The following is a 25,484-nucleotide window of genomic DNA, read 5'->3' as shown; positions in this document are numbered from 1 at the left end:
TCATATTTTAACTTCGGGGCAGGGTGAAATTCCCTACCGGCGGTGATAAGGCTTAGCCTTTTAGTCCGTGACCCGTATTTTTATACGGTGGATCTGGTGCAACTCCAGAGCCGACAGTGAAAGTCTGGATGGGAGAAGTTTAACGAATACAGTCGAATCGACGTTTATTTGTGTATGGAATTTTCTTTATTCCTAGGCAAATAGTGCCGTTTTATTTAGTGAACCCCCGAAGTGTAGCCTTTGGGGGTTTTTTGTATTGGAGGAGGGGTTGGATGTTTACCGGTATTATTGAAGAAAAAGGAACCATTACAGAAATAAACAAGCAAGATCAGGGAATGAAATTGAGTATTAGAGGGTTGAAGGTTCTTGAAGATGTATCCCTCGGAGATAGTATTGCTGTAAATGGCGTATGTCTTACCGTAACAGCATTCACTGATCAGACATTTTCGGTTGACGTTATGCCAGAGACGTTTCAAGCGACGACGTTAAGTCAATTACGTATAGCGGCAACGGTTAATCTAGAGCGTGCCATGTCGCCACTATCACGGTTTGGAGGTCACATCGTTTCTGGGCATATTGATGGGAAAGGAACCGTTGTTCATCGGAAACAAGTGGATAACGCAGTTTACTTTGATATTCAAGCACCGAAAAGCATTTTAAAATACATCGTTCAAAAAGGTTCAGTTGCAGTTGATGGAACGAGCTTAACGGTATTTGGTATGAAAGACAGTCATTTTACGATTTCCATTATTCCTCACACACTTGATGAAACTATTATGGGGACGTTAGCAATTGGCAGTGAAGTGAATATTGAATGTGATTTGATTGGAAAATATGTTGAGCGATTATTGACTGTATCTGACGAATCTGCTCCGAAGCAAAATCTAGCTGAACTGCTACAACATAATGGGTATATGTAGGGAGGAAAATGTCCATGTTTCATAAAATTGAAGAGGCGATTGAGACGTTAAAAGCAGGCGGTATTATTATCGTCTGTGATGACGAGGATCGTGAAAATGAAGGTGACTTTGTTGCTCTTGGGGAATATACCACTGCTGAAACAATAAATTTTATGGCAACGTACGGGCGTGGACTCATTTGCACGCCAATCTCAAAAGAAAAAGCACAGCGTCTGCAATTAGAACAAATGGTCAGCCAAAATACAGACTCTCATGGCACTGCTTTTACTGTCAGCATTGATCATGTAACAACAACGACAGGGATTTCTGCACAAGAGCGTGCGTATACGGTACAAGCTCTTGTCAATCGAGAAGCCACAGCTGCTCATTTTAAACGACCTGGTCACATCTTTCCGCTTGTTGCAAAAGACGGAGGTGTCTTAAGACGAGCAGGACACACGGAAGCGGCAGTTGATTTTGCAAGGTTAAGCGGTTCTGAGCCAGTTGGAGTCATTTGTGAAATTATGAATGAAGATGGCACAATGGCACGTGTTCCTCAGCTTAAAGACATTGCTCGAGAACATAAACTTCCACTCGTAACGATTAAAGATTTAATTGCGTATCGAGGTAAACAAGAGTCGGTCATTCAGCGAGAAGCAGATCTTGCTTTACCGACTGAATTTGGAACCTTTCGAGCAGTTGCTTATACAAACACGTTAGATAATAAAGAAAGCATTGCGCTTGTAAAAGGCGATATTTCGAACGAAGAACCGGTGTTAGTACGTGTCCATTCAGAATGTTTAACAGGGGATGTCTTTGGTTCAAAGCGTTGTGACTGCGGTCCGCAGCTTCACGCGGCTCTTAAACAAATTGAAGAGGCAGGAAAAGGCATTCTTTTGTACATGAGACAAGAGGGGCGTGGTATTGGACTAATTAATAAACTAAAAGCTTATGAACTGCAAGAAAAAGGGTTTGATACCGTTGAAGCAAACGAAAAACTAGGGTTTCCAGCTGATTTGAGAGATTATGGCGTGGGAGCACAAATTTTAAAGGATTTAGGCGTTAAGCAATTAAAGTTACTAACTAATAATCCGCGGAAAATTGCAGGCTTGCAAGGTTACGATCTGACGATTGTAGAGCGAGTGCCGCTTCAGTTAGCAGGTTTTGCTGAAAATGAACGCTATTTAAAAACAAAAAAAGATAAATTAGGGCATATGCTTCATTTATAGGAGGAATAAACAAATGGGAAATGTATTTGAAGGACATTTAGTAGCAACGGACTTGAAAATTGGGATTGTAGTAGGACGTTTTAATGAATTTATTACAAGTAAATTATTAAGTGGTGCACAAGATGCGTTCATCCGACACGGGGCACAGGGGAGCGATGTGGATGTTGCATGGGTTCCTGGAGCTTTTGAAATACCGTTTGCGGCAAAGCAGATGGCCGATTCAGGAAAGTACGATGCAATTGTCACACTAGGGACGGTTATTCGGGGCTCAACACCTCATTTTGACTATGTATGTGGAGAAGTATCAAAAGGTGTGGCTCAATTAAATATGACGAGTGGTATTCCGGTAATATTCGGTGTTCTCACAACCGATTCCATTGAACAAGCAGTGGAACGAGCGGGCACAAAGGCAGGAAACAAAGGTTGGGAAGCGGCTACTGCAGCCATTGAAATGGCAAATTTGGCAAAGCAATTTTCTAAATAAGATTCTTCACAAATACTCTTTTCAGTTCTTCTGAGAAGAGTATTTTCCATTAAATGGATTGCGAAAATTGTCATATTCTCGTTCTCATTAAAGATAATCCTAAGCTACAATAAAGAATGGTCAACTAAGAGAAAGTAGGGGAGAACGATTTACAAAGAAACATTAAATGAACTTATCACATTAGCATTAAAGAAAAGAGCGTTGCTGGCACATAGTAAACTAGCGTTTTTCTTATCGGCTATGCTTGCAGGGGGCTATGTTGCAGTAGCAGTCGTTTTAGTCTATATCATTGGAGATCCTATTGTTCAAAGCTTTCCTGCTTTAACACCGCTCGTAATGGGTTTTGCTTTTGGAATTGCGCTTTTGCTCGTCATTTATGCAGGCTCTGACTTATTTACAGGCAGCGTTCTCTATTACACTGTATCAACGCTACAAAAAAAGACAACGTTAAAAGATACGTTTCAAAATTGGTTATGGACGTATGGTGGCAATCTTGTGGGTGCATTGTTTATAGCCTGGCTTGTCTATATGACCGGTATTTTTTCTGGAATGACTGAAGGGCATTATTTACTTTATGTGACAGAGAAAAAAATGACGACAGATACGCTTGAATTGTTTTTTAGAGGCATTTTTTGTAACTGGCTCGTTTGTTTAGCAATTTGGACACCAATGCGCTTGAAGAACGAGATGGCGAAGCTATTTGTTGTGTTTATGATTATTTTTGCATTTTTTGCATCTGGATATGAACATAGTGTCGCGAACATGGGCTTATTTCATTTAGCACTCCTTCACAACCCAGGTGTTGAAGCGATTTCTATGTCAGGTTATGTCGCTAATCTTGTTCCTGTCACGTTAGGAAACATTGTTGGTGGTAGTGTTTTTGTAGGGATGGCTTATTATTATATTTCTAGAAAAAGTGAGTCCACTAGTGAACTAAAATAAATAGATAGGAAGAGAACCTAGTTTGGTTTCTTCCTTTTTTCCTTTTCATCGAAAGGGTAACGGTGTTTATGAACGAGCTGTTCATATGTAAGAGTAGAGGGTTTTTTTGCTCGTTTTGCTTGCTGGATAATCGTTATCAATGCGGGGTCCTGTATAGGTAACTCATAATCAGTAAAGGCTGTTTGACCAACAGAATGATAGCGTTCGTGCATATCTTGCTGCACTTGTTTTTCATTCATTCCTAAGTCTTCAAGTTGGAAACAGCGCTCCTTTAAGCGGTTTTCAACCCGATTATAGAGAATCCTTGCGCCTTTTTCGTTTCCTCGTCGTTCATGGTAAAGAGCTACCGCAATTTGTATGAGGATAACCCATGGAGATAAGCGTTCTGGATCGGCTTGTTTTTTCCATTCCAACTCTAAAACTTCGTGGCATTCAAAATAATCACGATCAACATGAAAATAGGTAAGAAATGCTATATAATGAGGTGGATACACAAACATTCGACTCCTTTCGAGTTTATTCTTGAAAAGGTTCTAATAATTGATTATGGTATACTTAACATAAAATGATTGGTGAGAAAAGAAATGACGATTTATAACGTAAAGACACCATTATTTGAAGGGCCACTTGATCTATTGCTGCATCTCATCTCACAGGCTGAGGTGGATATTTATGATATTCCAGTTGCAACCATTACAGATCAGTATTTAGACTTTATCCACACGATGCAAGAGCTTGAGTTAGACATTGCTAGTGAATACCTCGTAATGGCGGCGACATTGTTACAAATCAAAAGTCAAATGCTTCTTCCAAAGCCAGAAGAACTATTTGATGAGAGCGAACAATGGTTAGAAGAAGATCCTAGAGACGAGCTCGTTGAGCAGCTTATCGAATATAAGACATATAAAGAAGCAGCAAAACATCTAAAAGATCAAGAAGAAGTACGCCATTCTCTACATACTAGAAAACCAGAAGAGTTAGACCACTTTTTAACCGATGAAGAGGAGAGACAGCTGCAAATTCAGAATGTTACTCTTGTTGATATGCTCGGAGCGTTTCAAAAGATGCTTCAACGAAATGCCTGGAATCGACCTAAAACGAAAGTGGTACATACAGAAGAACAATCTGTTGAACAGCGAATAGTTGAACTGCTCGATAAACTAGATGAGACATATGGTCCAACTCGATTTTCTGATTTAGTTGAACCGGACGATCGTTCATCAATGATTGTATCCTTTTTAGCTATTCTAGAGTTAATTAAAACATCTACGATCTATTGTGTTCAAGATCAAAGTTTTGATGAGATTACGATTTTTTTACGGGACGGAGACAAGCATGAACGCTGAATTATTGGCAAAAATGGAAGGTCTTTTGTTTGTTGTTGGAGACGAAGGAATTTCTTTAGCAGAATTAAAAAGCCTTATAGAATCAGAAGAAGAAGACATTCTTGCTTGTTTAGAACAACTTAAGCAAGACATGAAACAATCAAACCGTGGCATTCGGTTAGCAAGACTGGGAAATCGTTATCGATTGACTACAAAAGTAGAGCATGCTGATTTGTATAAAAAATTAGCAGCATCACCTATTCAAGGGGGCTTATCACGGGCAGCCCTTGAAACATTGGCGATTATCGCTTATAAGCAACCAATTACAAGAATCGAGATTGATGATATTCGAGGTGTTAAATCCGATAAAGCGATTCAATCCCTCATATCAAAATTACTTATTGAAGAACAAGGTCGTGTATCCGGTACGGGTCGAGCCATTCTTTTTGGGACGACTCGTTATTTCCTTGATCATTTTAATTTGGAGTCATTAGAAGATTTACCAAGTCTAGCGGAACTAGACTTAACAAGTGATCGTGTAGAAGAAGATACCGACCTCTTTTTTGAACAGCTCCATCAGTTTGAAGAGGAATAAATGTTGTTAAAGATGAGTCTCTTTTAAAGAGACTCATCTTTTTTATGGGAAAGGATAGGCGGCTATCACGAGAACGAGCTTTTTCGCATATCGTTTTAATGAAAAGGTAGGTGAAGGCATTTGGAGACACATTTACAAGCTGTTCGACAGTGGTGTGATCATTTAGAACACCTTTGGGGAGAGCAGCAGCAGGAGTTAGTGAATCGAACGAATCAGGAACTGCTTGAACAGTTCTATCATGCGCGAGCACAGCTACATGAAGCCATAGCAGGAAATGACCCGTATGTCGATCAAGTAGCTGCTGTTGTATATGAAGTCTGGCAAAAGATGAATGACCAACGTTCTGTTACGCCTCGTCTTCGTTCAGGAAATCATGTATTACCACCATTGCCATATCCTTATAATGGATTAGAGCCCTATATCGATGAGGAAACAATGCGTCTGCATCATCAAATTCATCACAAAAGCTATGTAGATGGCTTAAATAAAGCTGAATTGGAACTAGTCAAAGCAAGGGATAACGATCAATACGAGTTAATTAAACATTGGGAGAGAGAGCTTGCTTTCAATGGTGCGGGCCATTACTTGCATACATTGTTTTGGGAAGTGATGATGCCAAATGGCGGTGGAAAGCCAGCTGGCGCACTGTTAGAGGCAATAAAGGCTTCATTTGGATCATTTGAGAAGATGCAAAAACACTTTACGGCAGCTGCGGCTAAAGTCGAGGGGAGCGGCTGGGCAATGCTAGTATGGACACCTCGTGGCCAACAGCTAGAGATTCTACAGGCTGAAAAGCACCAGCAATTATCTCAGCAAGATCAAATTCCGCTTCTTGTACTTGATGTTTGGGAACATGCTTACTATTTAAAGCATCAAAATAAACGAGAAGCGTATATAAGCGATTGGTGGAAGGTCGTTAATTGGAAAGCTGTTGAGGAGAGATATAGGAAAGCAACTGAACTAAAATGGAAAAAAGCTTAATAGAAGAAGCCCTCCAACGTCTCTAAGACAACGTTGGAGGGCTTTTAACTGTATTACGTAGGGGGTTTTACAACTATAAAATGGGCGAGAGCAAACGAGAAATGGATTCCTTAAAACGAACACGCTTACCTCTAGCTTCATACAGTTCCGTTGTAACGAGTGTGGACACTTTTACGTCTTCAGCGAAATCGTGAATGAGCTGTCTAGCAATAGAAGAATCGTATATAAAGGCATTTACTTCAAAATTTAGTTTGAAACTGCGTTGATCAATATTCGCTGTTCCAACAGAGCTGACCCGTTCGTCTACAACAAGCACCTTGTTATGAATAAAACCATTTTCATAAATATAAATTTTTGCACCTACTTTTAACATTTCACCAATGTGTGACGTCGTGGCCCAATAAACAAACATGTGATCCGGCTTGTTCGGGATCATAATCTTGACTTCGATTCCAGTTTGGGCTGCCACTTGAAGGGCATCAAGTAGCGTCTTATCAGGAATAAAGTAGGGTGTTTGAATGATGATCGATTTCTTAGCATCCATAATCATTTTTAAATACCCATTTTTAATTTGTTCAAACTCAGAATCAGGTCCACTTGATACAATTTGCATCGCCGATTTACCGTTGGGAGGGATATCAGGAAAATAGCGACTGTGGTAGGAAATATGATATTCCTTTGCTGCTTGATTCCAATCTAATATAAATCTTGTTTGAATCGCTGCAAGAGCAGGCCCTTCAATTCTTAAGTGGGTGTCGCGCCAGTAACCAAATTTTTTCTTCTTCCCTAAATATTCGTCACCGACATTAAACCCACCTACATACCCACAAACACCATCAATATTAACAAGCTTGCGGTGGTTCCGAAAATTTAAGCGCAAGTTTACTATTGTAAATTTTGAAGGGAAGAAGACCCCAACTTCTCCACCAGCTTCGCGAAACGCTTTTAAGTATTTTTTTCGCATGGATCGAGATCCTAGATCGTCATACAAAAGCCTTACTCTTACGCCTTCTTTCGCTTTTTCTGTAAGCGCATCAATAATCTCCTTACCGATGCCATCGTAACGAAAAATATAGTATTGAATGTGAATAAACGTTTTAGCGTTACGAATATCGGTAAGCAGCTGATTGAATTTCTTTTCTCCATCTGTAAAGATGTCGATATGGTTTTCTTTTGTTAAAATAGCATCATTGTTCATTAAATGCATATAGATGAGGTCACGATTTTCATCGACTGTATTACTTCTAAAACGAAAATTTGCATCAAGCACGTCTTTTTTTTGTTGCTCGATTAGATGATCGAGACCAACTTTTTTAATCCCTTCCCATTGAAAAATTTTTCTTCTCGTCAACGTTTGACCGAGTAGAATGTAAATGATAAAGCCAGCAAGAGGGATAAAGAATAAAATAAGTAACCAAGCCCATGTTGCTTGCGCGTCTTTTCGTTCAATAAAGATTAGAATGACCGCAAATAAAATATTGACCACAAGAAGTGCTGCAAATAAATATGTTGGCATCGCAAATTCAATAACCATAGTATCAACCTTCTACTTTCTCTGTGTATCTAAAAACGGCCTGATCGAAAGATGGCCCAAATAATCCAAAGGAACATAAGGGACGTAATCGTTAAACCAACTTCTATTGCGGGAATTTGTAGCAGAATGGTTGGTTCAGCTGTTAGCGATCCTCCAATAATAACACCCGTCATAATAATACTAAAAGACAATAGGACAACCGAAAAAGCAAGTTTATTGCTAATACGGTCAACTTTTTTTATTAAATCTTTTATCTCTCCAATTGAAATGGAGACTTTTAATTTCCCATCTCGAATTTCTTTTAATGTCTGGCTTAGGTCTTTTGGCAGAAGACGAATGGTTTCAAGGCTGTCCTGTGACTCCTTTTGCATTTTACGTGCAAATCGTCTTGGATCGTAACGCTCCTTAATTAACATTCTCCCGAATGGTTCAACAATATCGATAATCGCAATGGATGGAGCAATATGTGAAACAATCGATTCAACAGCTAAAAGCGCTTTTCCTAGCATCGTCAAGTCTGGAGGAATTAAACAATCATGCTGGTTAGCGACGGTAAATAAGTCTTGAACCGCTTCACCGATAGATATTTCTGCCATCGGAACATCGTAGTACTTTAAGCGAAGATAGTCTAAGTCGTCATGGAGCCGTGCTTGATCGACTCCTTCATGAACAATATCCATCGCAAATAAAGCTTTCATGACTCGATCTGTATGTCTGCTCTTTAACCCTTGAACGAGTAGAGCGAGACTATGACGCATTTCATCGGATAAGCGACCAACCATTCCAAAATCGATTAAGATAATATCATTGTTCTTGGTGACAAAGATGTTACCTGGATGAGGATCGCCGTGAAAAAATCCATGAGCAAAAATCTGCTCAAACATACCGGTTGCAAATCGCTCTGCAACGAGTTCCTGGTCATAGCCTTTTTCATATGTAGCTTCAGTTATTTTCGTTCCTTCAACCTTTGACATGGTGAGCACTTTCATAGATGAATAAGCAGAATAAATAACAGGAAAATACATGTTTGGCTGATTTTTGGATTGTCGTTTTAAACGCTCGGCATTTTGTGCTTCGTTTTTATAATTAATCTCCTCTTTTAAAGCACTCGCAAATTCGTGAAATAAGTCAATGAGTCGAAATTTTTTCACCCACGTAACCCGTTCCTCTGCTAGTAGGAGCAAATCCTCTAAGATAGCCAAGTCTGTTTCAATAATTCGTTGTATATGCGGACGTCGAATTTTGACAACGACACTTTCCCCTGTTGGTAGTTCCGCTTCATGTACTTGACCAATGGATGCTGCTGCTAAAGGTTCTTTATTAAAGGAGCGAAACAATTGTTCAATAGGGGTGTCCAACTCTTGCTCAAGAATCTCTTTTGCTTCTTCATAAGGAAAGCTTGGCACGTTATCTTGCAACGCTTCTAATTCATTTAACACGTGCTGAGGGAAAAGATCAGCACGTGTACTCGCGAGTTGACCAAGCTTAATAAAGGTAGGCCCAAGCTCCTCTAACAATAAACGAATTCGCTTTGCTACAGAGAGGTCAGTGTCTTTCTTTTTCTTAGAACGTTTAGGTTTGCGTCTTTCAAGCAACCCCATGTCTCGGACAATTTGACCAAAGCCATAGTGATAAAGAGCTGTAATAATATCTTGATACCTTGATAGATACCGCATTCTTTTTTTAAGCATTGGTACGGTCCTCTCTTGCTATTTAATCATCATTTGACTGTGCTTGATCTTGTTGCGCCAATGTTTTCTCAAGAATAGCGACTCTCGCTTTCAACGCATCCACTTCTGCTTGAGTAGGAATATCCATGGAAACAAGATACTGTTTTACCCGTTCGGTAATCATTGATTCCACTTCTTTTTGTGCTTTTTTTCCTTTTTCCATTAAATCGTCAACAAGCTGATTGGATTCTGAACGTTTTACCTCTCCTCGTTGAACAAGTTCGTTAACCGTTCTTTCGATTTGCTCTTTACTAGCAGAAGCCGCTCCAACTCCTAAAGAATACACATTATTTAATACATCTCTCATTGCCATCGTCGTTTCCTCCTTATTTCTGTCATCTTATTTCTATTGTATACAAAGAAAGGAGATGAACACAATTATATTCTCGTTACTACCCTTTATACGACGTTTTCAATCAAAAGTTTCAATCAATTATGGCGTATAGTTCTGCATGAAAAGTGGCTGATCGTCAAGCCACTCGGCATAAAAAATCATTTTATGAGAAGGAAAGCCTCTTTTGTGAATTTGTTCATGTAACCAGCCTTCTGTTTTTTTGATTTTTTTTAGTCCTTCATAAATAATTTCTCCGTCCATAATGAGAGGAACAGGTAAGCTTTGGTCAACACCTTCAACCGCCATATCTTGATTTGATGGTGAACGAAAAGCATGTTTGAGCTGAATATTGACCGTTCCATTTGTTTCCAAGATACCATATTGGACTTCTCGGATCGAAAAAACGCCTTTTTCCCTTAATAAGTGCTGAAGCTGATTTAAGTCTAGTTTATTTTTGCGCAGCTCATCAAATTGAATCCGACCCTTAGCGATAATAATAGAAGGGGAGCCTTCTAGTAGCCCTCTTGTAAATCGGAACTTTTGCGTAATCATTTCGATGGAGTAGATGAGGGAACCCCAAATAAAAATTGCATAAAGAACATACATAAGATGGATGTCATCATCGTAAATGGCGTTCCCTAATAATTCACCTATAACGAGTGCAGAAATAAAATCAAACGGTGTTAGTTGTGTAATTTGGTTTTTACCGAGAACTTTAGATAAAACTAATAGCGCAAAAAAGCCTACAATTAATTCGGTTGTTAATGAAATATAACTTTGCATGATGCTCTCACCCTATGTTCGTAACATCCTTTCTACTGTTAGTGTCTTACCTAGTCTGCCTGCTATTCCATGAAACGATTGTCAATAATTTCATGTGTAAATAAATGTAACTGATACACCCTAATAAGCGAAAAGCTTGAACTACCAGGGGGTGATGACATGTTGAAAAAAACAATAGCTATTATACTTATTGCGCTTCTCGCAGCTTGTACAGCTTACGAAGATGAGCAAGGGAAGGCATTTATGCTTCAGTCTTCTGCCGGCAAAGAGCAGGCGGAATCTGATCGTGTAAAGGAAGAATTGCTAAAAATGGATGAAGTCGTAAGCGTACGAGGCATCCAATACGAAGAAGATATGATTATGGCGCTTCACATAAAGCAAAAAAATCGTTTCCATTTGAAAAAAGTCCGTAAAAAAGCATTTGATTCTGTTAAGGCATTGTATCCGAACGCTACCATCCATATTTCAACGGATAAAAAAATCTATAAAGAATTAGCAAAAGCAGAGGAAGCAATCAAAACAGATCATGTAGCGAAGTCAGAAGTGAAAAAACAGTTAGAGCGTATTGAGGAACATTTAAAAGAGTAAGGAGGGAAACTTGTGGCAAAGGAAAAGCAAACACCAGAGCAACAACAGTATCAAAAGATAGCAAAGAAGTACGAGAAAAAAAGACCCGTACTAAAAAACTGTATCATCGCGTTTTTCGTTGGAGGAGCCATTTGTGTAATTGGTCAGTGTTTACAAGTGTTTTATTATACATTCTTTGATTTTACAGAAAAAAGTGCTAGTAATCCGACCGTTGCCACATTAATTTTTATCGCAACCTTGATTACAGGTCTTGGGTTTTATGATCGTATTGCCCAAGTTGCAGGTGCAGGGACAGCTGTTCCTGTTACGGGATTTGCCAATTCAGTTGCATCAGCAGCAATTGAGCATCGAACAGAAGGCTATGTTCTCGGTGTCGGTGGCAACATGTTTAAGCTAGCCGGGTCAGTTATTGTTTTTGGAACTGTAGCAGCATTTGTTATTTCTTTAATAAAAACCCTTCTTATAAATGCGGGGGTGATTTAATGTTAGTTGGAAAACAAAGTTGGCGATTTGATAACCAGCCAGTTATTATTTCCACTGGAACAGTTGGAGGACCGTTTGAAGGAAACGGCGCCATCCCAGAAGCATTTGATTTGTTGCATGATGAGCTGTGGATCGGTGAAAAATCATTCGAAAAAGCGCAAACGATTCTTGTAGAAGGTGCTGTAACAACAGCACTAAAAAAAGCGTCAGTTAAAAAAGAAGATGTGAACTTTTTATTAGCAGGGGACTTAGTAAATCAATTAACCCCATCTAGTTTTGCAGGTCGTTCGTTAGCCATTCCTTATTTAGGTATGTTTGGTGCTTGTTCAACCTCAATGGAAGGGCTTGCGTTAGGCTCATTTTTAATTAATGGCAGTGGCGCCCATCATGTCGTAAGTGTCGCGTCGAGCCACAATTCTGCAACTGAAAAACAATTTCGTTATCCGACTGAATACGGAGGACAGAAACCACCAACTGCTCAATGGACAGCGACGGCTGCAGGTGCGGCGCTTGTTGCTAAAACAGGCGATGGCCCACGAGTGACCGGTGCAACGATGGGCAAAGTAATTGATATGGGAATTTCTGATCCATTTAACATGGGTGGAGCAATGGCGCCAGCAGCAGCCGATACAATTGAGACTCATTTTAAAGAGTTCCACCGGGGTCCAGATGATTATGACCTTATTGTAACAGGTGATTTAGGTCAAATTGGATTGCCCATTTGTCGGGATTTGCTCAAACAAAAAGGGTATGAATTAGGACATGATCGCTTTCAAGATTGTGGGTTAATGTTGTACAAAGAGGATCAACCCGTATTAGCAGGGGCAAGTGGTCCAGGCTGTTCTGCGGTTGTGACGTATGGTCATTTACTAAACAAAGTAAAATCAGGAGAGATTCGTCGTTTGCTTGTAGTTGCGACCGGTGCGCTTTTATCGCCATTATCGTTCCAGCAAAAAGAAACAATTCCATGTATTGCTCATGCCGTTGTCATTGAGTCACCAAAAGGAGGCGCATTATGATTTTTTTGTGGGCGTTTCTTGTTGGAGGAGTCATTTGTGTGATTGGTCAGTTGTTGATGGATGTAGTGAAATTAACACCAGCTCATACCATGTCCACTTTAGTCGTTAGTGGGGCCGTGCTAGCAGGTTTTGGCTTATATGAACCGTTAGTTGATTTTGCTGGAGCAGGGGCAACAGTGCCAATTACAAGTTTTGGTAATTCCCTCGTTCAAGGTGCAATGGAAGAGGCGAATCAAGTTGGTCTTATTGGGATCATCACAGGCATTTTTGAAATAACGAGTGCCGGTATTTCTGCAGCCATTATTTTTGGCTTTATCGCTGCGCTTGTTTTTAAACCAAAAGGGTAATGGTACCCATAGGCTAGTCCAAATGGTTCTATTCAAACTATTTGACCTAGCCTTTTTTAGGTTTTGTTCCAATGGGTCATGATAAAGTGTTTTAGGCGTAAACATCGAGTTAAACAGGGAGAGTAGCTTAATGATTTGGTGTGCTCAGTATAAAGATGCTTGTCATAATTAAGGCTTGGCCGCATAAATTTCTATATAAACTGTGCGGGAGTTGAGCGGACTCATGATAAAAAAAGGAACGGTATGCCTATTCATTTGGTGCTTTTTACTTTACTTACCGATAAACAGCATGTATGGAAAAGAACAAGTGACATTCCCTATATCCGGACAGGCTGCGATCTTAATGGAACAAGAATCAGGACGTGTCCTATATGGTAAAAATGAACACCAGCCATTAAAAATAGCCAGTATCACGAAAATCATGACGGCGATTTTGGCGATCGAATCTGGGAAATTAGATGAGACTGTTCTCGTGTCAAAACATGCAGAAGGAACAGAAGGATCTTCTCTCTATTTAGTATCAGGGGAAAAAATGAAACTAGAGGATTTAGTTTATGGCTTAATGATGAGAAGTGGGAATGATGCGGCAATCGCGATTGCCGAGCATGTTGGTGGTAGTGTAGATGGCTTTGTTTATTTAATGAATGAAAAAGCAAAAGAAATTGGTATGTCAAATACACTTTTTCGTAATCCACATGGATTAGACACCCATGACGATCATTTGTCTAGCGCCTATGATATGGCGATATTAACTCAGTATGCGATGACGAATGAAACGTTTCAAACGATCTCGTCCACAAAAAAATACCGCTCCCAAGGTGAAAATGTCCGTGTATTTCATAATAAAAATCGTTTGTTAACAGAGAAATACGACTATTCAACAGGAGGGAAAACAGGCTATACGAAGCTTGCAAAACGTACCCTTGTCTCCACGGCTAGTAAAGATGGACTTAACTTAATTACGGTTACACTTAATGATCCAAACGATTGGGACGACCACATGAATTTATTCAACTGGGGTTTTAAGCAATTTACGCTACACACATTGATTGAAGCAGGTCCGCTTGATGTAACAGCAGATGAATTTTATGAAGATCATCTAACGGTCAAACATGAACTCGTCTATCCATTGAGTGAAAATGAAAAAACAGCGATAAAGCCCAAAATTGAACTAAAAGCACCTCCTGAACAAGGGTTTACAAATGAAGACCTTAAACATCCTGTAGGGAAAATGGTGTTTGTTGCGAATGGAGAAGAGTTAGAAAGTACTCCTCTCTACTATGAAGAAGGTGAGAAAGAAGAGAAGCGTTCGTTTTGGCAAACCATTCGACAATTGTTCACGATTGTTATTGGAGCTGGTTCTACGTGATTAACTATATTTGGGCAGGAATGTTACTCATAGGCTTAGTGTATGCAGCGCTAAATGGCACGATGAGTGAGGTAACCGAAGGAGTTTTTACAGGTGCAAAAGAAGCTGTTGCTATTTGTATCGGTCTAATAAGTGTTCTAACTTTTTGGCTAGGGTTAATGAAAGTAGCGGAAACAGCAGGTATTCTTAAGCAATTAGCCAAGCTCGTCCATCCACTTGCCCGGAGAGTGTTTCCGGAAGTACCAAAGGATCATCCAGCAATGGGCTATATTTTATCGAATTTAACTGCAAATGTATTTGGTTTAGGAAATGCGGCCACACCGATGGGGATAAAAGCGATGGAAGAATTGAAACGACTGAATGGGGGAAAGGACGAAGCGAGTCGTTCAATGATTACGCTTTTGGCTCTTAATACGGCATGTCTAACACTTGTTCCTACGACCGTCATCTCCATTCGGATGTCGTATGAATCTGAAGCGCCGACGGATATCGTTAGTACAACCATCTTCGCTTCAGGCTGCGCTATGATTGGCGCAATTTGTATCGATCGTTTCTTCTATTACTTGCGTAGTCGAAAGGAGCGGTCCTCTTAATGGAATGGTTAACGGCGCTATCGGTCTGGATGATCCCTGTACTTATTGGTACGGTTATTCTCGTTGCAACAATACGAAGAGTTCCTACTTACGAAACATTTGTTTCAGGGGCAAAAGAGGGATTTGGGATGTCAGTGTCGATTATTCCTTATCTTGTGGGCATGCTTGTTGCCATCTATGTATTTCGCGCTTCTGGGGCAATGGAAGCCCTCGTTTCAGGGATGGCACCATTCCTTTCTTGGTTTGGCGTCCCTGCTGATATTGTTCCTTTAGCTTTATTGCGACCGATTTCTGGCACAGGTGCACTAGGGTTAATGACAGATTTAACTGCAGTACACGGGCCTGACTCTTATATTGGTCGACTCGCTGCAACCTTACAAGGGAGTACAGATACGACTTTTTATATCCTGACGGTTTATTTTGGAGCAGTAGGCATTAAAAAGATGGGAGATGCATTAAAAGTAGGTTTACTTGCAGATTTAGTAGGCATCATTGCTGCTATTTTTATTGTTAGTCTCATTTTTGGGTCGTAATATTTAGATGAAACGTGTTTGAAGGAAGCTTGCAAGGAGGCTTCTATCTAACGCGTTTTTTGTTTTTTGAAGGCGTATTCTTTTACCAGCTACTTGTAACAGTAAAGAAAAGTCGTTATGATGATGCAAGAGGTGAGAAAGATGGAACGATTACAGAAAGTCATTGCTCAAGCAGGCGTGACATCAAGACGAAAAGCAGAAGAGTATATTACGGCTGGCCGAGTACAAGTGAACGGCAAGAAGGTCACAGAATTAGGTGTGAAAGTAAATCCAAATAAAGATCGAGTTGAAGTAGACGGTGTTCCCCTGGACAAAGAAGAACCTGTTTATTATTTACTTTATAAACCAACTGGTGTTATCTCCACATCAAACGATGAGAAAGGACGAAAAAAGGTAACGGATTTAATTGATGTATCCCAACGTATATACCCTGTTGGTCGTTTGGATTATGACACATCAGGGTTATTGCTATTAACAAACGACGGCGAATTTGCCAATTTATTAATGCACCCAAAATTTAAAATTGAAAAGGAATATGTTGTGAAAGTTAAAGGCATACCTGATCGAAAAGAGTTAAAACAGCTTGAAACAGGCATAAAGCTAGAAGACGGTCTGACAGCTCCTGCAAAAGTAAAAATGCTATCAAGTGATCGTAAAAAAAATACTGCGATCATCCGTATTATTATTCATGAGGGAAAGAATCGACAAATACGTAGAATGATAGAAGCCCTTGGCTATCAAGTTGACAAGTTAAAACGAGAACGGTTTGGTTTTTTAACATTAGGTAACATGAATTCAGGTGAATACCGAGTCATTAAACCAATGGAAATAAAACATTTAAAAGAAATGGCTGTCACGAAACCGTCATAAAAAAATGTCAATTCATTTCAGTCCCACGTTATAATGGAACTGTACGAAAACGTTCACAAATGGAAAGGGGGCGCATCCGTTGAGTAAAAGAAAGCGTTCAATAACTCGACTAATGATTTTGCTAGTCATTGCGGGTGCAGTTGGCTATACATTTTATGCCAATTCTCAATCGAACGATGGGGTCGTTCGCGCCGGAGATCAAGCTGAAAACTTTGCATTGCGCGACTTAAACGATAACCGTTTTGAAATGGCGCAGCAAGAAGGAAAAGGGGTCTTTGTTAATTTTTGGGCCACTTATTGTGAACCATGTGAACGAGAAATGCCTCACATTGAAAATGTATATGAAGACTATAAAGACGATGTTGAAATGATTGCCATAAATGTGGACGAGTCTGAGTTAACAGTCGATACATTTGTGTCTCGTCACCAGCTTTCGTTTCCAATTGCTATTGACAGAAGGCAAGAGGTCACTAGAGCTTATGGTATCCGACCTTTGCCAGCAACACTTGTCATAGATGAACATGGTGAAGTGCAGCACTATTATCAAGGTGAAATGACAGAAGCAATGGTGAGGGAGTTTTTTGAAAAGGTAGTACCCGAGGGGTAAGACGGGGGTGAAGGAATGAAAGACAAACTTAGAACGTGTGAATGCGGTCATGTTCATAAAGAAGGAACAGACATGTGCGCGGCTTGCGGAAAACCGCTAACAGAAGAGGCAAAATCGGAAGGCGTTAACATGCGCTATGAAGGAGCAGCAATCCGTTCGAAAAAACAAAGGCGAACCATACTGGATCAAGTTTGGGCATTTTTTTCATCGGTAAAAGTTGGGATATGGATTATTATCATTCTTCTTGTAGCCTCAGCAGTAGGGACGTTGTTTCCACAGGAAAATCTTCGTCCTGGTATAGAAGATGCTGCAACCTTTTATGAACGAGAATATGGATCAATTGGCCTACTCTATTATAATTTAGGTTTAAACGAACTTTATAGTTCTTGGTGGTACATAGCTTTAATTGTTGCTTTAGCTGTTTCAATTGTAGTGGCTAGTTTTGACCGCGGTATCCCGTTGTACAAAGCGTTAAAAGCTCAGCGAGTAACGCGTCACCCTCATTTTATGACACGGCAGCGGTTATTTGCCGCTACTAAAGCGGCAGAGTCAACCTCAGTGGATTTAAAAAAAGTGACTTCACAGTTAAAGAAAAAGCGTTATACCATTCGAGAAGAAAACGGAAATCTATTAGCAGAAAAGAATCGGTTTGCTCGCTGGGGTCCTTACGTCAATCACGTTGGCTTAATTTTGTTTTTAGCAGGTTGCTTAATGCGCTATTTACCTGGCATGTATGTGGATACAACGATGTGGATTCGTGAAGGAGAGCGTGCCCCTGTTCCTGAGGCGTCTGAGTATCTCGTGGAAAACCGCGGCTTTTCAATTGACTATTATGATCCTGAAGATGATCGATTCCAAGATGCGTTCGCTGACGGTAATGCGCTTGTGACAGAATCATTTATGACAGACGCAGTGCTATACAAGCGTTCTGGTATTCTTGGGGACGATTCCATTGAAAAAGTAGACGAAAAAAACATCCTTGTAAATGACCCATTAAAATTTGATTCCTTTTCACTTTATCAAACGGACTATCGTGAAAATGAGCTGCACGAAATGACGTTTACATTGGAGCATAAAGAAACAAACGAAACGTTTGGCGAGTTAACCATTAACCTCATTAATCCAGAAGGTACTTATGATTTAGGCGACGGTTACGAGGTACGACTCGTAAACTATTTCCCTAATTTTTATATGAACTCAAATAATGAGCCATCAACGCGAAATAATATTCCTGACAATCCGTATTTCATTTTTGAAATGACAACGCCTGACACGCCTGAAGGAGAGACAAGTGTTGTTGGCATTCAGCAAAACTTAGAACCGCTCCAGGAAAACGAGTACAAAATGACGTTTGTTGATGTGGAATTAGCAAATGTTAGTATTTTAACGGTACGAAAAGATCAAACGTTACCTCTTTTAATTGCAGGTGGTAGTATTTTTATTATTGGTCTTGTTCAAGGCTCCTATTGGGCACATCGCCGTGTTTGGATTCAGCAAACAGATGGAAAAGTGTGGATTGCAGGTCATACGAATCGAAACTGGCTTTCTTTTCAAAAAGAACTAAGTGAAAGTCTTGAAGATACGAACTTGTTCACCCCGATTGATCAAGAAGAACAAAAGGAATCAAAAGGTTCAGCGGACGTTTCGGGGCAAAAAGGAGATAAACATGCTTAATCTAAGTTTTAATTTATTGCTATTTGCTTTTTTTGCTTTTTTAACGGCAACGGTTTTCTTTGCTCTATCACTAGCGAAACAACGTAAAGAACAAGAGCATAAGCAAACAAAAGCAAGCAAATGGGGTCTGGCGTTTTCCTTACTTGGTTTAGCGCTTTCTCTCGGCTACTTTTTTGCTAGATGGTCGGTTTCTGGTCATGCACCAGTAAGTAATATGTTCGAATATATGACAGCGCTAGCTATTGCCATTTCCCTAGCGTTTTGTATTATTTATTTTATCTATCCAGCTCGTGCCGATGTAGTTGGGTTGTTTACAATGCCAACTGTGATGCTGCTCATTGTTTATGCGTCAACCTTTTCAACAGCTGTTGCGCCGCTTGTACCATCATTGCAAATGCCACTCATGTTAAAGTTACATATTATTACAACTGCAATTGGACAAGGGTTGCTTGCAATCGGGTTTGCCGCAGGATTAGCCTATTTAATTCGGACACTTGACTTAAAACAAAAAAGTTGGAAGCCTCGTATTATTGAGCTCATGATGTACGGGCTACTATGTGTAATTGCTCATTCCCTTGTGGCGCACGGTTTTGCTGCGGCGGATTATGAAGTAACGTTTAGCTATGTAGATGAAAATGAACAAGAAGCAACGATGGTATACGAAGTACCACCGATTGTGGGACCAAATCAATGGGAAAGCCAGACAGAAAATGGAATGGATCCATTCTTTGCTGTACCAGGAAATATCGAAGCAAGTGATTTAAACACGTTAATTTGGGCGTTTGCCATTGGTGCCATACTTTACTGGGTGATTCGTCTCCTTATTCGTAAACGTATTAGTTTAGCGATCCAACCGTTATTGAAAGTAACAAACCCTTTAACATTAGATGAATTTAGCTATCGTGCCATTGCTATTGGATTCCCAGTCTTCGCTCTTGGAGGGTTAATTTTTGCTATGATCTGGGCACAAATCGCTTGGTCACGTTTTTGGGGTTGGGATCCAAAAGAAGTATGGGCATTAATTACGTTTTTGTTCTATGCAGCCTATCTTCATTTACGCTTAAACAAAGGCTGGCACGGAGAAAAATCGGCTTGGCTTTGCGTTATTGGTTTCGCTATTATTATGTTCAATCTCGTTTTTGTAAACTTAGTTATTGCTGGGTTACATTCCTACGCTTCTTAAGAAAACGAATGATGACGGAATTGTTACAAATGATTTGTAACAATTCTTTTTTTGTGGAAAACAGCGCTTCAAGATTGGCGATTTGTTTTTCAACCATGGTAGACTAAAGGGGACAGGTATACTAAAACGGCTCCAGCATGTTCATAATGAATAAAGATAGGTATATAGGAGGTCTATAATGGATTATCAACCGAGTATTTTAGTTGTGGATGATGAAGATCGTATTCGACGATTGTTAAAAATGTATCTTGAAAGAGAAGACTATCAAATAGATGAAGCGACAAATGGTGAAGAAGCACTCACTAAAGCACTTGAAGTCGATTATGATTTAATTTTGCTTGATGTGATGATGCCTGGTATGGATGGAATTGAAATGTGCCAACAACTCCGACTAACAAAAGCTACTCCTGTTATGATGCTAACAGCAAAGGGAGAAGAAGCAAATCGTGTACAAGGATTTGAAGTAGGCGCGGATGATTATATTGTTAAACCATTTAGTCCGCGGGAAGTTGTGCTGCGAGTAAAAGCGATGCTAAGACGAGCATCTGCTACTCAGTTTGTGCAAGCAGATACGCAAACAAAGGACTTACTTGTTTTTGGACCGTTAACGATTGATAACGATGCCCATCGTGTGAGTGTTAATCAACAAGAAATTAATTTAACACCAAAAGAGTATGAGTTGCTCTATTATTTGGCGCAATCTCCAGACAAAGTATTCTCACGGGAACAGTTACTGAAGGATGTCTGGAACTATGAATTTTTTGGCGATTTGCGAACGGTCGATACGCACATTAAACGACTACGCGAAAAGTTGAATCGAGTTTCACCAGAAGTTTCGGCGATTATATCAACGGTTTGGGGTGTCGGTTACAAATTCGAGGCAGTTAGCGGCTAATGCTCTGGCAAAGTGTAGTAGGGAAGCTTTGGTTAACCATTCTTTTGCTCGTCACTGTCGTCTTAACTGTTTTAATGGTCATGATGCTTCGCTTTACTGAAAGTAATACTATTGAAGAGGCTGAAACGAGGCTAAATAGCTATGCAAATATGGCTATTTCTACGTTGGAAAGTCATGACGGTCTTGATGGATCGTTCGAGTATCTAGAAACGATCAGTCAAGAGTTTTCAGTTAATCTATTGCTCGTAGATAGTCAAACAGGTGTATGGAGTACGGCAGCGGGTCGCGAAGGTGAGATGATTGCATCTGAATTAATTGAGGGTTGGTCTTCTTTTGATGAACGTTTAATTGAAACTGAAAGTTATTCACTTGCTGGAGACGATCATGACAAAACAGAAATGATTATTTTAGGCGCACCGGTACAAACAGATGAATTAGACGCGATGATTTTTCTTTATCAGCCTTTATCTGCGATTGAAGAAGCGGCATCTGAAACACGTACACTCATTTATTTATCCGCCGGTATTGCGCTAATTTTAACGACGATCTTTGCCTTTTTCTTATCATCACGCATTACAGCACCGATTCGAATTATGAGGCAAGCTGCATTAGAAGTAGCTCAAGGGAAGTTCCATACAAAAGTGCCAATCTTAACTCAAGATGAAATTGGTCAGCTTGCCATTGCCTTTAATCGGATGCGTAGAGAGCTTAATCGCAACATTTCTGAACTAAATCAGGAAAAGGAACAGCTATCAAGAATTTTATTAAGTATGGCTGATGGCGTCATTACGTTTGATAAGCACGGATTAATTCGAATTACAAATCCTCAAGCTGATCATGTCATTCAAATGATGCTGTATGAAGAAGGCGAGACGGACCTAGGGGCAAAAGTGAAAGTGCCGACACAATTACGTCCTCTTTTCGAGCGCGTTGTTGAACAAGAGCATGAAGAATTGCTTGAAAAAACGGTTCAAGGACGGAGCATGGCTATTTTAATGGCGCCACTATATGAAGGCCACTATATTCGAGGTGCCGTAGCGGTTGTGCGAGATGTAACAGAAGAGCGGCGACACGATAAGCTACGTAAAGATTTTATCGCGAACGTTTCGCACGAGTTACGAACACCGATATCCATGCTACAAGGGTATAGTGAAGCAATCGTCGATGGTGTAACGTCGACGGAAAAGGAACAAAAAGAAGTGGCACAAATTATTTACGATGAGTCGTTACGAATGGGACGGCTAGTCAATGAATTATTAGATTTAGCCCGGATGGAAGCAGGGTACATTGAGTTAAATGTGGAGGAAGTGGCTCTACAGGATTACTTAGAGCGAATCGTGCGTAAGTTTTCTAGTTACGTAAAATCAGAAGAAATTGATATACAGCTATTGAATGAGCAAAAAGACACGACCGCTTTATTTGACCCGGATCGTATAGAGCAAGTACTAACGAATCTCATTCATAATGCCATTCGTCACACTGAAAAAGGTGGCTACGTGAACCTTAGCTATGAACGAGATGAAAAAGCCAACGTTTTCTCTGTACATGATTCAGGTTCTGGGATTCCAGAAGAGGATTTACCCTATGTATTTGAACGGTTTTATAAAGCCGATAAGGCACGGACCCGACAGCGTGGTGGCACTGGACTAGGGTTAGCTATTGCTAAAAACATTGTTGAAGCCCACGGAGGCTCGATTTCTGTTCAAAGTAAAGTAGGGGAAGGGACGGTCTTTCGGTTCACGATTCCTCGAAAAATGAATAGAGATGGCGAATAAAGGCGATCTTTTTTGTTTCATAAGAAACAAAACCATGGTAGTCTAAAAGAAACCAATAACGTCGTTACGGATACAGCCTAAGCGCTGTCTAACAGGGGAAGCTAGTGAAAATCTAGCACGGACCCGCCACTGTAAATACGCACTCGTATAAGTCAGAAGACCTGCCGTAATGTAGAACGTAAATTCTTTCGCGGACTAAAGAACCATTGTTAAAAGTAGCAATGTGAAGCAGCACATACGTTCATATGTGTTGCTTTTTTGTCTTGAGGAAAGCAAGGAGTGAAAGATGAAAGCACACACAACGTGGATAAGGATGATAGGGCCTTATCTTTTCTCTATTTGTTTGGTTGTCGTTATTTTTCTACTCGCTATAAGCTTAGGGAGTGTACATATTCCTGTGCGAACCGTTTTTTTGACGATTGTACAAGAAGGAGCGCGTGTGCCACTTGGTGCTGCGTTAGAGGATGCCCATACACAAATTATTCTGCAAATTCGATTACCACGTGTATTGCTAGCGTTTCTTGTTGGTGCGTCTTTAGGCATTGCGGGAGCTGCTTTTCAAGGGCTTTTACGAAATCCGTTAGCAGATCCCTTTACGATTGGTGTTTCATCAGGTTCAGCACTAGGAGCTGTAACGGTTATTTTTTTTCAACTTAGCTTTATTGGCATTTGGACCTTACCAGTTGTTGCGATCCTTTCTGGCTTTGTGACGCTTTGCCTCGTCTTGTCTTTTACTCGTCTTGTGCAGCGCTCGCTTGCGACAGAGACCATCATTTTAACAGGTATTATTGCAAGTTCTTTTTTAGGTGCTTGCTTATCATTAATGGTGGCACTTTCCCAAGAAGAGCTTCGCCACATTATTCATTGGCTCATGGGCAGTGTAGGTATGCGTGGCTGGTCTTACGTGTATTTAATTTCACCTTTTTTAGTGAGTGGATTTGTTCTCGTTTGGTTCTGTCGGAATGAACTAAATGCGCTTATGTATGGGGAAGCGAGTGCCCACTATTTAGGTGTTGCTGTGAGGAAAAAGAAATTCGTTATCCTTTTAGCAGCAACGCTTTTAACCGGGAGTGCGGTAGCAGTATCTGGCACAATTGGTTTTGTTGGGCTCGTCATACCACATATGGTTCGGCTGTTGTGGGGCTCAAATCATCAGCACTTACTGCCTTTAGCTGGAATAACAGGTGGTGGCTTTTTAATTCTTGCTGATTTAACCGCTCGAACAATAGTAGCGCCAGCAGAATTGCCAATTGGTGTGATTACGGCACTTGTTGGTTCTCCCATTTTTGCTTGGATGCTTTATCGGCAAAATAAACGAAAGCAGGGGACTTAACATGTTAGATGTTCGAGGAGTGTGCGTTCGCATCGGAGATCGTACGATACTAGACAATATTTCGTTTACTGTAAAAAAAGGAGAAATGGTTGGCATTCTAGGAGAAAATGGTAGCGGAAAAACAACTTTGCTTCAGGCTATAACAGGAGTGAAATCGTTCCAATCTGGGCATATTCTTTTTAATGATGAACCGCTGGAAAAAATGAAGGCAAAACAACGGGCACGCAAAGTAGCTGTTTTAACTCAGGAACCCTCTTCATCTTTTCATACAACGGTTCAAAGCGTAGTTGAATTGGGGCGTTATCCGTATTTAAATGGTTTGCTCCCACAGCTTTCTAAAACAGATCGAATGATGATCGATGATGCGATGCGGGAAACGAAAGTGAGCACGTTAGCGCATCGTTCTATGCTGACACTTAGCGGTGGAGAACGACAGCGGGTGTGGCTGGCGCAAGCGTTAGCGCAAGCACCTGAACTTTTATTACTAGACGAGCCGACCAATCATTTAGATCTTGCGCACCAAGTAGCACTTATGGACTACTTACATCAACAGGTTAAAAAAAATGACTTAACCGTTGTATGCATTTTACATGATGTGAATTTAGCAAGTTTATATTGTGACAACGTGCTCCTTCTAAAAGAAGGAAATGTTCAAGGTTATGGCGAAACACAGCAGCAACTTACAAGCGATAAGTTAAGGGCACTTTATGGGTCGGCGTTTTCAGAAACAACCGAACCGTATTCAGGCCGTAAACAATTTAGCGTTCTACCATATTATGTTGATTTTCGTTAGGAGGATGAAAGAATGAAGATTTATACTCGGGGTGGAGATAAAGGAAAAACAAGCATTTTAGGAGCGCGATTGAATAAAACAGATACTCGGATTGAAGCGATTGGTGCAGTCGATGAATTAAATAGTACCATTGGCCAAGCTATCTATCGTGCACAGCAGGAGGATTTAACGAACATCTCAAGTGAACTAATGGTTGTATCCAATCAATTATTTGATTACGGGGCTGATTTAGCAAACGTAAAGGAGACAATTCCTTATAAAATTACAGCTGCTCACACCGAAGAGTTGGAACAGCGCATTGATATGCACACAGAGTCATTGGAACCACTTGCGTATTTTATTTTACCAGGTGGGTGTGCTACTGCCTGTGCGCTACATCTGTGTCGAACGGAAGCAAGAAAAGCAGAGCGACGTGTGAATGATATAGAGACTGCTATTCCTGCAGAACTGCAAGTGTATATGAACCGCCTATCAGACTACTTCTTTACTTTAGCACGATTAGCAAATAAACAAACAGGAGTAGTTGACGTAGCTTATGTAGGAGAGAAGCATTTCCATTCATAAAAAGCAAATGGTACTCATATAG

28 protein-coding genes and 2 riboswitches are annotated in these 25,484 nt (G+C 40.3%); of the genes, 23 read left to right on the top strand and 5 right to left on the bottom strand.

Annotation, left to right across the window (positions count from 1 at the left end; genetic code table 11):
- Window positions 1–5 precede the first annotated feature (5 nt).
- Window positions 6–144, top strand: a riboswitch (FMN riboswitch).
- 128 nt (window positions 145–272) lie between these two features.
- The 4 genes from ribE (at window position 273) to PQ477_RS19375 (ending at window position 3,554) form a co-directional block, all read left to right on the top strand.
- Window positions 273–920, top strand: a complete 648-nt coding sequence (ribE, locus tag PQ477_RS19390) for a riboflavin synthase (RefSeq protein WP_274272720.1) — start codon at window positions 273–275, stop codon at window positions 918–920.
- A 14-nt stretch (window positions 921–934) separates the two neighbouring features.
- Complete coding sequence (locus tag PQ477_RS19385; RefSeq protein WP_035396997.1) at window positions 935–2,128, top strand: bifunctional 3,4-dihydroxy-2-butanone-4-phosphate synthase/GTP cyclohydrolase II; 1,194 nt, start codon at window positions 935–937, stop codon at window positions 2,126–2,128.
- Between the two features lie 13 nt (window positions 2,129–2,141).
- A complete protein-coding gene (gene ribH, locus PQ477_RS19380) occupies window positions 2,142–2,612 on the top strand; it encodes a 6,7-dimethyl-8-ribityllumazine synthase (RefSeq protein WP_060705366.1) in 471 nt (156 codons plus the stop codon).
- Between the two features lie 147 nt (window positions 2,613–2,759).
- Complete coding sequence (locus PQ477_RS19375) at window positions 2,760–3,554, top strand: formate/nitrite transporter family protein (protein WP_349775510.1); 795 nt, start codon at window positions 2,760–2,762, stop codon at window positions 3,552–3,554.
- Window positions 3,555–3,571: 17 nt separating this feature from the next.
- Here PQ477_RS19375 and PQ477_RS19370 read toward each other — a convergent pair whose 3' ends face one another.
- A complete protein-coding gene (locus PQ477_RS19370) occupies window positions 3,572–4,048 on the bottom strand; it encodes a DUF309 domain-containing protein (protein WP_035396994.1) in 477 nt (158 codons plus the stop codon).
- Window positions 4,049–4,138: 90 nt separating this feature from the next.
- On the opposite strand from PQ477_RS19370, the gene PQ477_RS19365 reads away from it, so the two are divergent.
- The 3 genes from PQ477_RS19365 (at window position 4,139) to PQ477_RS19355 (ending at window position 6,455) form a co-directional block, all read left to right on the top strand.
- Entirely contained in the window at window positions 4,139–4,900 is a 762-nt protein-coding gene (locus tag PQ477_RS19365; protein ID WP_035396992.1) for a segregation/condensation protein A, read from the top strand.
- A complete protein-coding gene (gene scpB, locus PQ477_RS19360; protein ID WP_274272719.1) occupies window positions 4,890–5,474 on the top strand; it encodes an SMC-Scp complex subunit ScpB in 585 nt (194 codons plus the stop codon). The genes PQ477_RS19365 and scpB overlap by 11 nt, the downstream gene beginning before the upstream one ends.
- Window positions 5,475–5,594: 120 nt before the next feature.
- On the top strand, window positions 5,595–6,455 hold the full coding sequence (locus tag PQ477_RS19355; protein ID WP_274272718.1) for a superoxide dismutase: 861 nt from the start codon (window positions 5,595–5,597) through the stop codon (window positions 6,453–6,455).
- A gap of 73 nt (window positions 6,456–6,528) precedes the next feature.
- Here the strand turns inward: PQ477_RS19355 and cls are convergent, their stop codons facing one another.
- The 4 genes from cls to PQ477_RS19335 all read right to left on the bottom strand — a co-directional run bounded on the left by cls (window position 6,529) and on the right by PQ477_RS19335 (window position 10,836).
- Entirely contained in the window at window positions 6,529–7,989 is a 1,461-nt protein-coding gene (gene cls, locus PQ477_RS19350) for a cardiolipin synthase (protein ID WP_144559106.1), read from the bottom strand.
- A gap of 29 nt (window positions 7,990–8,018) precedes the next feature.
- Complete coding sequence (locus PQ477_RS19345; RefSeq protein ID WP_144559105.1) at window positions 8,019–9,680, bottom strand: ABC1 kinase family protein; 1,662 nt, start codon at window positions 9,678–9,680, stop codon at window positions 8,019–8,021.
- A 22-nt stretch (window positions 9,681–9,702) separates the two neighbouring features.
- Entirely contained in the window at window positions 9,703–10,032 is a 330-nt protein-coding gene (locus tag PQ477_RS19340) for a phasin family protein (protein ID WP_246117032.1), read from the bottom strand.
- A 120-nt stretch (window positions 10,033–10,152) separates the two neighbouring features.
- On the bottom strand, window positions 10,153–10,836 hold the full coding sequence (locus PQ477_RS19335) for a DUF421 domain-containing protein (protein WP_035396988.1): 684 nt from the start codon (window positions 10,834–10,836) through the stop codon (window positions 10,153–10,155).
- 159 nt (window positions 10,837–10,995) lie between these two features.
- On the opposite strand from PQ477_RS19335, the gene PQ477_RS19330 reads away from it, so the two are divergent.
- From PQ477_RS19330 to PQ477_RS19255, 16 genes are all read left to right on the top strand, one after another.
- Window positions 10,996–11,424, top strand: coding sequence for a YhcN/YlaJ family sporulation lipoprotein (locus PQ477_RS19330; protein WP_052008166.1), 429 nt, complete (start codon window positions 10,996–10,998; stop codon window positions 11,422–11,424).
- 12 nt (window positions 11,425–11,436) lie between these two features.
- Window positions 11,437–11,907, top strand: a complete 471-nt coding sequence (gene spoVAC, locus PQ477_RS19325) for a stage V sporulation protein AC (protein ID WP_274272717.1) — start codon at window positions 11,437–11,439, stop codon at window positions 11,905–11,907.
- Window positions 11,907–12,926, top strand: coding sequence for a stage V sporulation protein AD (gene spoVAD, locus PQ477_RS19320; RefSeq protein ID WP_274272716.1), 1,020 nt, complete (start codon window positions 11,907–11,909; stop codon window positions 12,924–12,926). The genes spoVAC and spoVAD overlap by 1 nt, the downstream gene beginning before the upstream one ends.
- Window positions 12,923–13,273: a stage V sporulation protein AE gene (gene spoVAE, locus PQ477_RS19315; protein ID WP_035396986.1), complete on the top strand. Its 351-nt coding sequence runs from the start codon at window positions 12,923–12,925 to the stop codon at window positions 13,271–13,273. The genes spoVAD and spoVAE overlap by 4 nt, the downstream gene beginning before the upstream one ends.
- A 223-nt stretch (window positions 13,274–13,496) precedes the next feature.
- On the top strand, window positions 13,497–14,642 hold the full coding sequence (locus tag PQ477_RS19310; protein ID WP_274272715.1) for a D-alanyl-D-alanine carboxypeptidase family protein: 1,146 nt from the start codon (window positions 13,497–13,499) through the stop codon (window positions 14,640–14,642).
- 20 nt (window positions 14,643–14,662) lie between these two features.
- Window positions 14,663–15,235, top strand: coding sequence for a nucleoside recognition domain-containing protein (locus tag PQ477_RS19305; RefSeq protein ID WP_412766068.1), 573 nt, complete (start codon window positions 14,663–14,665; stop codon window positions 15,233–15,235).
- Window positions 15,235–15,768 (top strand): spore maturation protein, encoded by a 534-nt coding sequence (locus PQ477_RS19300; RefSeq protein WP_035396982.1) that lies wholly within the window; start codon window positions 15,235–15,237, stop codon window positions 15,766–15,768. Before PQ477_RS19305 ends, PQ477_RS19300 begins: the two co-directional genes overlap by 1 nt.
- A 141-nt stretch (window positions 15,769–15,909) precedes the next feature.
- On the top strand, window positions 15,910–16,638 hold the full coding sequence (locus tag PQ477_RS19295; protein WP_274272714.1) for a pseudouridine synthase: 729 nt from the start codon (window positions 15,910–15,912) through the stop codon (window positions 16,636–16,638).
- A 79-nt stretch (window positions 16,639–16,717) separates the two neighbouring features.
- A complete protein-coding gene (resA, locus tag PQ477_RS19290; RefSeq protein ID WP_144559100.1) occupies window positions 16,718–17,245 on the top strand; it encodes a thiol-disulfide oxidoreductase ResA in 528 nt (175 codons plus the stop codon).
- A gap of 15 nt (window positions 17,246–17,260) precedes the next feature.
- Entirely contained in the window at window positions 17,261–18,919 is a 1,659-nt protein-coding gene (resB, locus tag PQ477_RS19285; RefSeq protein WP_144559099.1) for a cytochrome c biogenesis protein ResB, read from the top strand.
- Window positions 18,912–20,102 carry a c-type cytochrome biogenesis protein CcsB gene (gene ccsB / locus PQ477_RS19280; protein ID WP_274272713.1) on the top strand — a complete coding sequence of 397 codons (1,191 nt, stop codon included), beginning with the start codon at window positions 18,912–18,914 and terminating at the stop codon, window positions 20,100–20,102. The genes resB and ccsB overlap by 8 nt, the downstream gene beginning before the upstream one ends.
- 178 nt (window positions 20,103–20,280) lie before the next feature.
- Complete coding sequence (locus PQ477_RS19275) at window positions 20,281–20,997, top strand: response regulator transcription factor (RefSeq protein ID WP_035398965.1); 717 nt, start codon at window positions 20,281–20,283, stop codon at window positions 20,995–20,997.
- Window positions 20,997–22,772 carry an ATP-binding protein gene (locus PQ477_RS19270; protein ID WP_274272712.1) on the top strand — a complete coding sequence of 592 codons (1,776 nt, stop codon included), beginning with the start codon at window positions 20,997–20,999 and terminating at the stop codon, window positions 22,770–22,772. Before PQ477_RS19275 ends, PQ477_RS19270 begins: the two co-directional genes overlap by 1 nt.
- 50 nt (window positions 22,773–22,822) lie before the next feature.
- Window positions 22,823–22,955, top strand: a riboswitch (cobalamin riboswitch).
- Between the two features lie 103 nt (window positions 22,956–23,058).
- Entirely contained in the window at window positions 23,059–24,105 is a 1,047-nt protein-coding gene (locus PQ477_RS19265) for a FecCD family ABC transporter permease (protein WP_144559096.1), read from the top strand.
- 1 nt (window position 24,106) lies between these two features.
- Window positions 24,107–24,898 (top strand): ABC transporter ATP-binding protein, encoded by a 792-nt coding sequence (locus PQ477_RS19260; protein ID WP_144559095.1) that lies wholly within the window; start codon window positions 24,107–24,109, stop codon window positions 24,896–24,898.
- Between the two features lie 12 nt (window positions 24,899–24,910).
- Complete coding sequence (locus PQ477_RS19255; RefSeq protein WP_035398187.1) at window positions 24,911–25,462, top strand: cob(I)yrinic acid a,c-diamide adenosyltransferase; 552 nt, start codon at window positions 24,911–24,913, stop codon at window positions 25,460–25,462.
- Window positions 25,463–25,484 lie beyond the last annotated feature (22 nt).

The sequence above is a fragment of the Shouchella hunanensis genome, assembly GCF_028735875.1.
GTDB lineage: Bacteria > Bacillota > Bacilli > Bacillales > Bacillaceae_D > Shouchella > Shouchella hunanensis.
The sequence above is the reverse complement of the archived record's forward strand: the minus strand, read 5'-3'. Positions and strand labels throughout refer to the sequence as shown.

Excerpts from the sequence above, each read along its gene's own strand:
- ribE (WP_274272720.1), top strand. The coding sequence starts at position 273 with ATGTTTACCGGTATTATTGAAGAAAAAGGAACCATTACAGAAATAAAC.
- PQ477_RS19385 (WP_035396997.1), top strand. The coding sequence starts at position 935 with ATGTTTCATAAAATTGAAGAGGCGATTGAGACGTTAAAAGCAGGCGGT.
- ribH (WP_060705366.1), top strand. The coding sequence starts at position 2,142 with ATGGGAAATGTATTTGAAGGACATTTAGTAGCAACGGACTTGAAAATT.
- PQ477_RS19365 (WP_035396992.1), top strand. The coding sequence starts at position 4,139 with ATGACGATTTATAACGTAAAGACACCATTATTTGAAGGGCCACTTGAT.
- scpB (WP_274272719.1), top strand. The coding sequence starts at position 4,890 with ATGAACGCTGAATTATTGGCAAAAATGGAAGGTCTTTTGTTTGTTGTT.
- cls (WP_144559106.1), bottom strand. The coding sequence starts at position 7,989 with ATGGTTATTGAATTTGCGATGCCAACATATTTATTTGCAGCACTTCTT.
- PQ477_RS19345 (WP_144559105.1), bottom strand. The coding sequence starts at position 9,680 with ATGCTTAAAAAAAGAATGCGGTATCTATCAAGGTATCAAGATATTATT.
- PQ477_RS19340 (WP_246117032.1), bottom strand. The coding sequence starts at position 10,032 with ATGGCAATGAGAGATGTATTAAATAATGTGTATTCTTTAGGAGTTGGA.
- PQ477_RS19335 (WP_035396988.1), bottom strand. The coding sequence starts at position 10,836 with ATGCAAAGTTATATTTCATTAACAACCGAATTAATTGTAGGCTTTTTT.
- PQ477_RS19330 (WP_052008166.1), top strand. The coding sequence starts at position 10,996 with ATGTTGAAAAAAACAATAGCTATTATACTTATTGCGCTTCTCGCAGCT.
- spoVAD (WP_274272716.1), top strand. The coding sequence starts at position 11,907 with ATGTTAGTTGGAAAACAAAGTTGGCGATTTGATAACCAGCCAGTTATT.
- spoVAE (WP_035396986.1), top strand. The coding sequence starts at position 12,923 with ATGATTTTTTTGTGGGCGTTTCTTGTTGGAGGAGTCATTTGTGTGATT.
- PQ477_RS19310 (WP_274272715.1), top strand. The coding sequence starts at position 13,497 with ATGATAAAAAAAGGAACGGTATGCCTATTCATTTGGTGCTTTTTACTT.
- PQ477_RS19305 (WP_412766068.1), top strand. The coding sequence starts at position 14,663 with ATGTTACTCATAGGCTTAGTGTATGCAGCGCTAAATGGCACGATGAGT.
- PQ477_RS19300 (WP_035396982.1), top strand. The coding sequence starts at position 15,235 with ATGGAATGGTTAACGGCGCTATCGGTCTGGATGATCCCTGTACTTATT.
- PQ477_RS19295 (WP_274272714.1), top strand. The coding sequence starts at position 15,910 with ATGGAACGATTACAGAAAGTCATTGCTCAAGCAGGCGTGACATCAAGA.
- resB (WP_144559099.1), top strand. The coding sequence starts at position 17,261 with ATGAAAGACAAACTTAGAACGTGTGAATGCGGTCATGTTCATAAAGAA.
- ccsB (WP_274272713.1), top strand. The coding sequence starts at position 18,912 with ATGCTTAATCTAAGTTTTAATTTATTGCTATTTGCTTTTTTTGCTTTT.
- PQ477_RS19275 (WP_035398965.1), top strand. The coding sequence starts at position 20,281 with ATGGATTATCAACCGAGTATTTTAGTTGTGGATGATGAAGATCGTATT.
- PQ477_RS19270 (WP_274272712.1), top strand. The coding sequence starts at position 20,997 with ATGCTCTGGCAAAGTGTAGTAGGGAAGCTTTGGTTAACCATTCTTTTG.
- PQ477_RS19265 (WP_144559096.1), top strand. The coding sequence starts at position 23,059 with ATGAAAGCACACACAACGTGGATAAGGATGATAGGGCCTTATCTTTTC.
- PQ477_RS19260 (WP_144559095.1), top strand. The coding sequence starts at position 24,107 with ATGTTAGATGTTCGAGGAGTGTGCGTTCGCATCGGAGATCGTACGATA.
- PQ477_RS19255 (WP_035398187.1), top strand. The coding sequence starts at position 24,911 with ATGAAGATTTATACTCGGGGTGGAGATAAAGGAAAAACAAGCATTTTA.